Genomic DNA, 11,293 nt, shown 5'->3' with positions numbered 1-11,293 from the left:
GGCCAAACTCACTACCAGAAAGGCTTACGGTTTTCGGACCTATCATGGGCTGGAAGTCGCTTTGTATCATGCACTTGGCGCTCTACCGGAACCAAAGTTCACCCACAGATTTTCCTGAGGAGGGTTATATTATACGGTTCCTTTACGGTTTATCCCAAAAGAGGCACGTTAGCCAAGTGCTCAAGGAAGGTCCAGGGAGCGCGAGCCTTAGAGCGACAAATGCCCAGCCCCGATGCCGCGTCCATCACGCTAGGTTTTGTATCTCGGGATCGGCCTCGGGATTGAGCACCATCGGATTTAAGATCCACTTCCCGATCCAGTAGAGCCGCCATCCGATACTCATGATGTGGTAAGACAAGGTTTCATCGTTCCAGTCCAAACCATAGGAGCGCATGAAGTCCCGCTCCTCGGCATTTGGTGCGAGCGAGTGGGAGAGGATACGGCGGATGCGCGCCATGTCGCCGCCGACCAACAACTCGTCGACGATGCCGACGACCGGCATTGCCACGCCCGCGGCGGTAGTCGATCCCCGTACCGCGGGCGCCTCGTAGGCGAGCACGCGCCGGCCCAAGGCCGCTGGGGCGGACCCAGACCGTGCCGCCGCCGGCAAGCGTGGCACCTGTTCGAAAGATTCGGGCGCGGACTCGAACGCTGCCGGCTGCCTCAGCGGGGGGCTGGTGCCGGCAGCGCGCCTGATCACCCTCGGCAATGACCTGATTCCGAGCATCTCCATCGCCTGCGCCACACTTTCGCTCGACACGATCAATATCCGCAGAGTGATGCGCGTGCCCTGTGGTAGCCCGAGCTGGTCGGCGGCGTGGCCTGTGACCTCGATTGGCTTGAACCCGTGTCGCAAGCTGCTGCCAGAGCGGGTTCGCTTGAACCCGCTCTGGAGTTTCGAGCTTGGGCTTTGTGCGGCTCGGTACCCCCTCGGCTTTGATCTTCGGGGATTCCCGGCTTTTAGTTGTAAGCACTTAAAGCCCTCCTTTTCCGCTCACCTTTGTAACGAATCGGGGAGGCCTTAGGACTCCCACGAATCACCTCCCAGCGTTAAGCTAGAAGACGATGATCTCATCGAAGCCGCCCGCGCCCGTCTGACCGTCTGCACCTCCTTGCAGTGGTGCTCGTTCAGAGATTCTACCGTCTGCCGCGTGGCGACCGGTGCCGGCCTTCCGGCTTCTCCCAGCGCAATTTTTCGCCTTGTGACTTGCCCTGGAACACATGCCCGACGCGGCCACGCTGGCGATTGCCGCGTTGCGTGTAGACCCCGTTCAATTGCTGAATGCCCTGTAGATTGCCGTCCGGCGTTTCGATCACGAGATAGTAGGCGTTGTCCATCAAGGAATGGGCATGCATCGCCCAGTTGAAACCCTGTATGACCTCGGACAGCACACCAGAAACAGACACCGGTCCTCCTAGCCCGGGACAATCGCCCCACGTCCATCCCCACGGGAGGTCACGTGATACAACCCTCCGGCAAACTCGATTCGTAAGGGTCTCGACATGGGACAAGACTATCGTGGAGCATGGCAAAAAACAAGATCTGACACCATTTGTTGTTTTTTCGCGAATCTGACAGGTGAGACGAGATCCAGACGAGTCTGACCCCTTTTAGCCTCACGCGCGGAGAGGTCGTCGCAGAGCGCGGATGCGGCCTCATCAGCGTGGACGCGGACATCGGCGAAGGAGTGTCCGAAGCGGGGCTCCATGAACGCTCTGGACTCCGCGTCAAGCGGTTGGCCGCCGCCGAGGGATCCAGCAAGTCGATCCCTGACATCGGTGTGCCCCGCCACCTGGTCGGCGTCCCGCTCGACGCAGTCACCCGGTGAGCTGATCGGCAGAGGTTGCTGCGGCGCGCCCCGCCCGGGGTAGTGCCGGGCGGCGGGTGCTCGCGCCACTGTCATCCGGGCATACGCCACAACCGCCTCCTGCCTAGCTAGCGCGGGCGAGGTTGGCCATCCAGTGCCAACTCTGTACCGCTGGTCTCACGTCCGCCGCCTGGCCTTTGGACGTCCCCCGGGCGCTCACTCATCGAGCCGGTTGATTAACCACTCCAACCCAATCACCAACTCATCGCTTCCACCGGCCTGCTTGAGCAGGCCACGCGCCTCTTCCGCCTGGCTCAACAGGCCCTCGCGCAGATCCGCGGCGATGCCAGCCTGACCTGCGCCGACAGTATCCGTTCTGTGCGCCCCCGAGCCATCGAGAATCTTGCGAGCCATCATCGGAGCGGATGCATCGCCCAATGCCTCAGTCTCACCAGCTACTGCCTGCATGCATGCACCTGACGTACAACGCGGCCGTCATGTCGTCGAGCTCCGTGAATCCCTGTCGGAGCAGGGATTCCGACAATTCAGCCATCGCCTCGTGGCTCATCACCAGGTCGCGAATGTTGCTGCCCATCTTCACCGCCTCGCCTTCGGCGCGCAGGAACTGCGCAAATGTCGGGTCGACTAGGAACGTTGTGCCATCGGGAAACTCAACGGTGCTGAATTCGTGAACGCCGAATTTGAAATTCGGACCGTGGAGCACCTCACCCGCCCGGAACTGACGGATGATCACGGGACCGGAACTCTCGCCGCCCATCGACGCGATCGAGGCCGCCGAACAGTCGCGCCCAATGCCACATGCCCCTCTCAGGACCTCCCAGTTCGACAGGTTGCCTGGCTTTCTGAACGCCTTGCGGGTGGCGTTGATGAAATTCCAAGCGTCCTCGACCGAATCTCGGAGGAGGATTTTGAACTCCTCCATCGTGGCGGTACCAGCCGTGAGAGCCTTCCTCGCATTTATCACCGCCTCCGGAGAAGGACGGCCCGCCTTACTGCCTCTCGTGACGATGGCGTCGATCGCCTTCTGTTGCTCATCAAGAGTCACGAAGGGCACCTTCTCGGTCTGACGCCGCGCGAACCCGGTACGTTCGGCCGCCTCGACGACAGAGCGCTGAGTCGAAGACACCGCGCCAATTGAGGCGCCGGAGGTAAGGATGATCATGGAGGCCTCGATCACGAGACGGAAAACCTCGTCGTTGATCCGACGCAGCTCGTTGCGCGCGTTCCCAGGCGAGAGTCCCTTCGTCTCAACGAAGTACGCCATGTCGCGGTTGTAGGCGGTGTACACATCAAAAAGGACGTTCGCCGCGTACGTGTTGCCCTGCGCGACATCCGCATAGAATCGCTCATCTGCGGGGAACTCTTGGTAGATCTCGACCGACTGGAACGCGGATTCTGGTTCGAGCCGTAGCCGGAGCCTCGGCGGCGCTGCCGTTCTCTTTGCGTTGCAATGTGCCTTCTTCCTCTTCTTGTTCACACTCTGCGCACTTGCGTTGCGCTTGATGAGCAGTGACAACCGTGATCGAAAACCCGTGACCGTCCGATTGCGGTGCAGGCATGCGCATGACCTGCTCGGCGACGCGGTCGGCCTCCCGTTCGTAAGGGTCATCCGGGGCGCTGACGGTGAGCTTGGCCTGTATCCCCGTCGCCAGTAAATTCCAGAGCTGATTAACATGAACCCGCTCCGCGGTTTCGCCTTTCGCGTTTACCTGAGTGGGTGTCTTCTCAGCTTTAGTCTTTGAGGATTCGGGATTTATAGCCGCAAACACCTTGAAATCCTCTTTGCCTTCATAACCCTGGGAAAGCCAGGTTAGCGCTACCCCGCGTTAAGGTCGAAGAAAATAATCTCATCGAAGTCGTCCGGGTTCTGTTCAGTCCTCTGCAGACTGCTGACGGTCAAGATCGTTCAGAGATTCTACCGTCTGCCGAGTGGCGACCGGCGCCGGCTTTCCGGCTGAGACCATCGAAGCTCTCCCCAGTTGCCGCACCGCGCGCGTCGTGCTTGGAAGCGACATCTATCGGCAAGTGTCATGGCGGCACCGTCCGCAAGATCAAAGGATTGTTGTGACGACGGTGTCTGCGTCGTTAGACGGGTCCGGATCGGTTGTCGATGACTTGATCGTCGCCGTGTTGCTGATGACCACCGGGGCCGGGTCATCCTCGGGAACCTTGACGTTGACCTCGATCGTGAGGACGGCAGCTTCACCGCTTTCAACTAAAGCCTTCGAGAAGACAACGACGCCAGTGCCCCCGACCGGCGGATGGGTCGGAGTCCACCCTGCGGCGTCCGTCGTCGCCGAGACCAAGGTCGTGTTGGCCGGAAGGGGATCGGTCACGGTCACATCCCGTGCGTCCGAGGGGCCTTTGTTGGTCACCGTCAGGATGTAGGCGATCTTGGAATCACCCACCGCCACGGTCTTGGTGATGCTGAGATCGGCGTTCGCGGGAATAATTATCAGGGTGATCAGGACGATTACGCCATCCACCCCCGGAGCCGGAATGGAAGATTTGCCCAAGAAATCGTCTTGCGCTTGCGGAGCCAATTTCGAGATCGGCGCGAGCGCGTCTTCGAGGCGGTCCAGACGAGCGAGTGACAGCGCTTCACCATCCGCTGCTGCCGACTCCCGGTTGCCAATCGCGCCAAAGATCCTACATTGTTTGGGCATCGATCACACCCGGCTGACATATAAAATCCAGGGTAGGAATTTTCGGTTGACGGACGTAGAAGGAAATGTTGTGAAGCGGATTCTCGCATAGGGATTGGGGCAAAGTCGCTGTTGTCTCTCCCGAAAACCTCATCCCGCGTTTTGCGGTTCAGTGTACGGATGTTTGTAGTCCCGCCTTTAGGCGGAAAGGCTCAAGGGCCAGACGATTCCGGCTAAGCCGGGACTACGAACCGTACATGCAATCGCAACGCGCTCTAGTTGCGTTGTTATACGGTTACGGCTCGACATTGACGAGATTTATTACAATTTTGAGGCGCCAGATCGTTTCTCAAAGTCGTTACGGTAGTATTCCAAACCGTCGCATTTGAAATAACTCTGTACTTGCCCCGTTTCAGAAGCAACAGCAAACTCACGAGTTTGGTGGTTGTATTTAACCAACTCGCCATTGCTGCGTCTATAACCATAAATATCGACGTCATCCACCGGTCGGCTAAGGAGGTTGGCGGCAAGATCTTCATACACCCTTATCCTCGCGAGAAGAACTTTGCAATGGTAGTCTACAGATACAGGTTTGGTTACGTCTGGAACCCAGATCTTTTGGCCATTATTTATCAGTTGATCTTTTTCCTCTGGGGTCAACCTGGCCACCTCCTCATTTAGCGCGCTCAGAAAGCTCTCGTCTGTAGACCTTTCCCGAAGCGCCTGGAGGATATCTTTTTTGAGACCTCCAAAATGCTCATTGACATGCTCTATGAGGTCTTCTTGGTTCCACGTGAATGTTACCGATGGGGCTGTATCAGGATCTGGTGTCGTCCTATCTCTCAACTCCTCATCCCTGGTTACTATTATTGCCGCATCCTGGGAGCTTTCGAATTCCTCCGTAAACTCATCAAGAATTTTTTTGGCATCGTCTTCTTTGAGCCCGCCCCACGCATCACGATGCGCCATTACTCTACGTTGGAGGCCCTCGAGAGTCTTGCGCTCGTCGTCGTCGAGGTCTGATTTGAGTACAGTCTCGATCCTCATAAGGAGGTCTTTACACGGAGGGTCGCTACAGACCGCGCAAACGAGCCTGCCGCCGCTCAATTGGAGGGTCAGATAGTGAGGGTGAGTTTCGCCAAGTACATTGAAGTCGCGCGATTTCACGAGTTGCCGGAGCGCCTTCCCGCCAAGGTGTGTGAGACGCTGCCCGATCCCCAGGTTCGGCATCGCACTGAGGCCGCGGATGACAGATCGAATGGCTACTCCGCCCGTTCGAAGGAGGATGGCGCCGGGAGCTACTATGTCGAGGACGATCTCGAAAACGATTGGGCCGAGGATACGACCAAGCTCGAAGGCGAAATGTGTGGCAGTCCTTGCCGTCTCGGCCAAGTTACCGGCCGTGGACTCGGCGCCCCCTCCCTCGCTCTTTCCCGCGTTAACCAATGCGCCGACTTTGGAGCGAGCGTCCTTGCCGATAGCCACGCCGAAGTCGCGCGCGACCGTGGCCCCCTCCGTGAAAACGCTCTGGAAGAAGGTCTTGGCCAGTTCTTTGGCGCCCTCTGGATCTGCGAGAAGCGCCCCTGCCGTCTCTGCGAGATCGGAAGCCTGACTGTAAATCTCGTAGCTAGCGCCGGCTAGCATCCATGGCTGCAATAGAAAACTAATAGGCCCCAGAGTAGCAAACTTACGGCCGAGTTCGTTCACCTCGGAGCCGAAGTCGTCTCCCAACCCCTCGGCGAGACCGCTGAAAAACTCCGCGACGACATCAGGCCCAGTCCTGGAGGCCATCTTTTGGAGGTGAAGATTCATTATCTTCGGAAAGGCCAGGCTATCCGCCACGGCTTCTATCGTTATTGCAGGATTGATCCGCATCCAGACCGTCCCGAACCCGTCTGCGCTGCCCAGGGTTTGCTCGGGAGATGCGCCGAGTTCCTCGGGGTTGGACTCTCCGAACTCGGATGTACTGCCCTCGACCGGATCCGGCATGCTCTCGCGCGTATCAGGTGATGTCTCGCCGATGTCGAAACGGACCCATTGACCACACGCCTCTTCCAGCAGCGGTAAGAGCGGCGGATTGTTGAACACATCCTGGGTCAACGCCAGCCAGTGAAAGGGTATGCCCGCAGATGGGGTTTCCTGCTCGGTGTGATAGCGAGCGACTATCGATCCGCCGCCTTGAAAGCTGAGCGAAAGGCTGCCTTCGAGCTCATAACCAGACTCCGACTCCGTCGTTCTATCGTCCGGAGTTCGGTAGAGACGAGGAACACCTGGCCGAGTCGATCCCATGTTTGCCAGGGAAACGACGGGACCGCGGGTAGTGGCGGCGCCCCCCTGCTGGATCACATGGGTCAGCTCATGCGCAAGGAGGCGTCTGCTGGCCGGTGATACCGGAGAGACCTTCTCGTCGCGGATCACGACATCTCTCCCCACCGTGTATGCCAGGGCATTCACCGCCCGTGCTGACTCGACCGCGCGGCTATCAGTATGCACGCGCACTTCACTGAAGTCGCTGCCGAAACGTGGTTCAAAGTAAGCGCGCGTCTCTGCATCAAGCGGTTGCCCCGGCGAACTCAATGATTCGTGCACTATCGCCGGCGCAGTAGCTTGAGCATCAGCGCCACCGCTCTCTTTGCGTTGTAAGGCGCTGTCATCCTCTTCTTCCTCACACGCTGCGCATTTGCGTTGTGCCCGGTGAGAAGCGCCAGGCGTGATCGAAAGCCCGTAGCCATCCGATGGCGGCGCGGACATGCGCATAACCTGATCGGCGATGCGGTCCGCCTCCCGCTCGTATGGGTCATCGGTCTGGCCGATGGTCAGTTTAGGTTGAAGGATGCCTGAGCGCATGGCGAGCGATTGCCACAGAGGGTTCTGTTCGGACGAGGTTTTCCTATCGGGCGTAGAATCGCCACGCTCAGGTCTTCTCACTACCGGCTCTTTAGCCTGATTGTGGTTACGCGATGCGAACATACCAATCTCTCTCTGCGGTCAGGAAAACCGGAATTTGAACACTGAAAGCTGGAGCTATCACTCCAGGAAGATCGTCCACGCCGTCGAGCCGGACGCCGATCTGGGTCAACATGCCCTTGTCCCGTTGGCTCAACGCTTCAGATGTTTTCCGCAGGGTGAATAGGGATTTGTAACGCCCTTTTTTATCAAGAGGCATAGTACTGCTGGGCTCGTGAGCTGTCAAGCATACCGGTCCTCGGAACCCTGAGAAAGCCAGGTTAGCGCTACCCCGCGTTAAGGTCGAAGAAAATAATCTCATCGAAGTCGTCCGGGGTCTGTCAAATCCTCTGCAGACTGCTGACAGTCAAGATCGTTCAGAGATTCTACCGTCTGCCGAGTGGCGACCGGCGCCGGCTTTCCGGCTGAGACCATCGAAGCTCTCCCCAGTTGCCGCACCGCGCGCGTCGTCCTTGGAAGCGACATCTGTCGCCAAATGCCATGGCGGCGCCGTCCTCAAGATGGACGGATTTGGATTGTTGTGACGACGGTGGCTGTCTCCGGATCGGTTGTCGATGACCTGATCGTCGCCGTGTTGGTGATGCGAACCGGGGCCGGGTTATCCGGGCGGGGAACGCTGACCTCGATCTCGAAGCGGGCAGTTTCACCGCTTGGAAATAAAGTCTTCGAGAAGACACTTTCGCCAGTGCCGTCGTCCGGCGGAAGGGTCTGACTCCAGAATGGGGTGCCCGTCGCCGAGTCGAAGGTCGTGTTGGCCGGAACGGGATCGGTCACCGTCACATTCTCCGCGTCCGAGGGACCTATGTTGGTCACCGTCAGGATGTAGGTGATCTTGAAATTACCATCCGCCCTCTCAGCCACCGTCGCGGTCTTGGTGATGCTGAGATTGGCGTTCGCGGGAATGACCATCAGGGTGATCAGGACGATTGCGCCATCCACACCGGAACCCAGAATGGAAGATGGCACATTGCCCAAGAAATCGTCTTGCGCTTGCGGAGCCAATCTCGAGATCGGCGCGAGCGCGTCTTCGAGACGGTCCAGACGAGCGAGTGACAGCGTTTTACCATCCGCTGCTGCCGACTCCTGGTTGCCAATCGCGCCAAAGATGATCGTGTTTCCCGGTTTGGCAATCTTCCAATCTTTCAGGATGTCCGCGGCTGGCGTGAGCAGCGTGGCCACGCCGCCGCCGTATTCGACGATCCCGACTTGGGCCAATCTGCCAGGAGGGAATCGGCCGGCGAGCAGAAGGGTCCTCAAGTCCCGAGCCTCCTGATCGTCCTTAGCCAGCACTTGGTAAACCTGGTAGCGCCGCGATGGAACTAGCGGGGGCGCAAGCTTCTCTTCGCTACAGTGCTTTGTCCGGCGCCGATGGAACAGCACCCAATCTCTCGTACCTCGCACCAGAAGCTCATCCGTCGGTTTGGGTGGCGGCGGGAAGAGCAGCTTGGCTTTGGCGTCGGCGAAGCTCACGTCGCCGAGCGCGGCGGCAACGGCTTCGAGCGCTTGAAGGGCCAACACGTGCTTGGCGTCCTTAGCCGAGAGCACGTCTTCGTTTTCTTTGAGCGAAGCTTCGGCCAGCGGCGTCTCTTGCTGTTGCCCTTCGGCCCCCTTCGATGTAATGGAGATTAAGCCTTTCGCTTCGAGCGGTTTGTTGCCCCAATTGGCCGACAGCTCAACGCTGTTCTGTTCGTGATCGAGGAGGATCTCGATTTGAGATTCTTTCGTCAGCGTGACCGTGGCGTTGAGATCAACCAGGATCGTGCGCCGCTGCGATGTATCGCCGAAAGCAGGCCCCAGGATGGAGAGCTGTGCGTCGCGGAAGCGGCCTTTCAGGCGGCGCCCGGTGCCGGTGAAAGCGGCTTCCTCCGTGACCTCGAAAACCCCATTGAGCTCGATGTCGAGGCGCGGACTCTTCGGTTGATTGCCTGCGGCGCCGGCCTGATTGACACCGACAACGGCGCGGGCGTTGACGTTGGTCGTGTCGCCGCGTTCGAGCGCGAAGACGTTGCGCTCGCAGCTCAAGCTGATCCAGACCCCGGCGCTTGGCTGATTTACCCCGGCTTGCGCCCCTGCTTCGAGAGGCGTCGCGTTCATCGTTGCCGTATCGGTCGCGCCGCTTGGCCTGGGCGTATCAATCGTTGCGGAGAGGCCAGGTTCAAGCGCGCCGCTCAAATAGATCGCGCCGCCGCCCGAGGCCAGCTCTTCAGAGCGAGCCGCACCGCGGAAAATGACTGGCACGCGGCGGGCGATAACTGGTGTGGGCTCGTCGGTGTCTTGACGGACCAGCAGGGCCGGGTTGACGTCGACGCTCGCCTCGAAACCGAGCCCGGGACTCAGGCGCTTCTGTTCGATGATCTCGCCATCGGGAACCAGGATATCCACCTCGGGGTGGTTGTTCGGGGCGTCCAGGCCCTGGAGCAAGGAGATGCGCTCCATATGCTGGGCCTCTTCCAAGGCATGGGCGACGAAATCCGACCGCACCACGCAGAAGTGCAGATCGAGGCCCTTGCCTAGCAAGCGGCGCACCTGGTCATTCACACTTGCGACGGAATTGGGAGCGACGGGCAAATATCCGGCGCTAGGCAATTCGATGATGCCGCCATCGATCAGGAACTTATCACTGGGGATGAGGGCCGCCGCACCCCCTGCCTGCAGGCGCTTCTGGAAGTCGAGCAACGTGGCAAGGCCGCCTTCGAGCACCGGGGGCTGCGCCGCGCTGGCATTGTCGGACACGAGCAATGGTTGCAAGGTGAACCGCGTGGTGACGGTTTCATAGAAGTTGGCAATTTTTGCGACAGTGTCGGATGCCTCACGAATAAGGGACCGTGTGCTTGCGCAAGGATCGTCGTCCCCACCGTCAGCCGGGGGCTGCTGTTTGAACAGGCCGCTCAATTGGCACTGGAACTGGAGGATCTGAGCGAGAAATACATCCCACGGCCGCATGGCCATGCGCCACTGCCAGTAGCGTTTGGCGGGTGTATCGATGCGCTCACGTCGTCCGATCCAAGCATCCAGAAACAGTGTGGTATTGCCCGCACGCGAGATCACGCCGATCGGGACGTCGAAGCCACCCGCGGCTTCGGCCCCGAAACACCAAACGTCCGAGCGCAGGCCGTCTCCCGAGATGAAGCTCGCTACTTTCTTGCGCTCATCCTCAAAATAGGATGAGGCGACGCGGGAGCGAAGGTGAAGCTGGCTCAAGGCCACGGCGCCGGAGATGGGCAGCGGCGTTTGAAGCTGGAGAGGAATGGCGCGCAGAACCACGCCCTCTACGAGGAACGGCCGGTCCGTGCTGGTCGCGCAAGCCTCTTCACAGAGCTTGCCGAAGACATCCTCCGTCCCGCACAGCGCCTCGGAAAACCCGATGGTGATCAGATAGAGGTTGCCGGCCTGCACCACGCTGCCCGGCGGGGTTTCCGCCACCACCGTGCAATCGGCGAAGCCGCCGTTGTCGATCGAAGCGGCGGCGGGCGTACTCTGCAACTGGCGCGACCGTTCTATCAGTTCCTGTACCCCGATCGAAAAGCCTTGCGGCAACAGCAGCACGCGGCCCTGGGGATCGATGGCCAGACCGGGGCCGACGTTGAGCGTGTCGCCGCCCGTCCCGAGCGAAAGATCATACCCGTGCGCCACGCCCGGCCCGCCGGCCTGATTGGAAAGATCCACCAGGCGGCGGAGGTAGAGCTGCTCCGCGCTCAGATCGCTGGCGCGCAGGAACTTGCCGTCAAAATAGTTGAGGCGGGTGAGCGGTGTAGGTTGGGGGATCACCGTCACGCCGCTCTGCTGCGTAACGAGCACCAACGGCCCTTTCACGGTGTTGGTAATGCTGATCGACATGGCTAGCTCCTGAAT

Annotated in this window: 8 protein-coding genes and 2 pseudogenes; 1 reads left to right on the top strand and 9 read right to left on the bottom strand. The window is 59.6% G+C overall.

What is annotated here, in order from left to right:
• Positions 1 to 244 precede the first annotated feature (244 nt).
• The 6 genes and pseudogenes from M3461_13160 to M3461_13135 all read right to left on the bottom strand — a co-directional run bounded on the left by M3461_13160 (position 245) and on the right by M3461_13135 (position 4,495).
• Entirely contained in the window at positions 245 to 760 is a 516-nt protein-coding gene (locus M3461_13160) for a hypothetical protein (protein ID MDQ3775223.1), read from the bottom strand.
• A 446-nt stretch (positions 761 to 1,206) separates the two neighbouring features.
• Positions 1,207 to 1,505, bottom strand: a pseudogene (locus M3461_13155) (addiction module toxin RelE).
• Between the two features lie 9 nt (positions 1,506 to 1,514).
• On the bottom strand, positions 1,515 to 1,709 hold the full coding sequence (locus M3461_13150) for a DUF4157 domain-containing protein (protein ID MDQ3775222.1): 195 nt from the start codon (positions 1,707 to 1,709) through the stop codon (positions 1,515 to 1,517).
• 315 nt (positions 1,710 to 2,024) lie between these two features.
• On the bottom strand, positions 2,025 to 2,246 hold the full coding sequence (locus M3461_13145) for a hypothetical protein (protein MDQ3775221.1): 222 nt from the start codon (positions 2,244 to 2,246) through the stop codon (positions 2,025 to 2,027).
• A gap of 10 nt (positions 2,247 to 2,256) precedes the next feature.
• Positions 2,257 to 3,306 (bottom strand): hypothetical protein, encoded by a 1,050-nt coding sequence (locus M3461_13140; protein ID MDQ3775220.1) that lies wholly within the window; start codon positions 3,304 to 3,306, stop codon positions 2,257 to 2,259.
• Between the two features lie 574 nt (positions 3,307 to 3,880).
• On the bottom strand, positions 3,881 to 4,495 hold the full coding sequence (locus tag M3461_13135) for a DUF11 domain-containing protein (protein MDQ3775219.1): 615 nt from the start codon (positions 4,493 to 4,495) through the stop codon (positions 3,881 to 3,883).
• On the opposite strand from M3461_13135, the pseudogene M3461_13130 reads away from it, so the two are divergent.
• Positions 4,476 to 4,586, top strand: a pseudogene (locus M3461_13130) (DUF1501 domain-containing protein). The gene M3461_13135 and the pseudogene M3461_13130 overlap by 20 nt on opposite strands.
• A 209-nt stretch (positions 4,587 to 4,795) precedes the next feature.
• On the opposite strand, the gene M3461_13125 reads toward M3461_13130, so the two are convergent.
• From M3461_13125 to M3461_13115, 3 genes are all read right to left on the bottom strand, one after another.
• Complete coding sequence (locus M3461_13125; GenBank protein MDQ3775218.1) at positions 4,796 to 7,444, bottom strand: DUF4157 domain-containing protein; 2,649 nt, start codon at positions 7,442 to 7,444, stop codon at positions 4,796 to 4,798.
• On the bottom strand, positions 7,428 to 7,640 hold the full coding sequence (locus tag M3461_13120; GenBank protein ID MDQ3775217.1) for a hypothetical protein: 213 nt from the start codon (positions 7,638 to 7,640) through the stop codon (positions 7,428 to 7,430). Before M3461_13120 ends, M3461_13125 begins: the two co-directional genes overlap by 17 nt.
• A 296-nt stretch (positions 7,641 to 7,936) precedes the next feature.
• Positions 7,937 to 11,278 carry a DUF11 domain-containing protein gene (locus M3461_13115; protein ID MDQ3775216.1) on the bottom strand — a complete coding sequence of 1,114 codons (3,342 nt, stop codon included), beginning with the start codon at positions 11,276 to 11,278 and terminating at the stop codon, positions 7,937 to 7,939.
• Positions 11,279 to 11,293 lie beyond the last annotated feature (15 nt).

This window comes from Pseudomonadota bacterium, assembly GCA_030860485.1.
Classification (GTDB): Bacteria; Pseudomonadota; Gammaproteobacteria; order JACCXJ01; family JACCXJ01; genus JACCXJ01.
The sequence above is the reverse complement of the archived record's forward strand: the minus strand, read 5'-3'. Positions and strand labels throughout refer to the sequence as shown.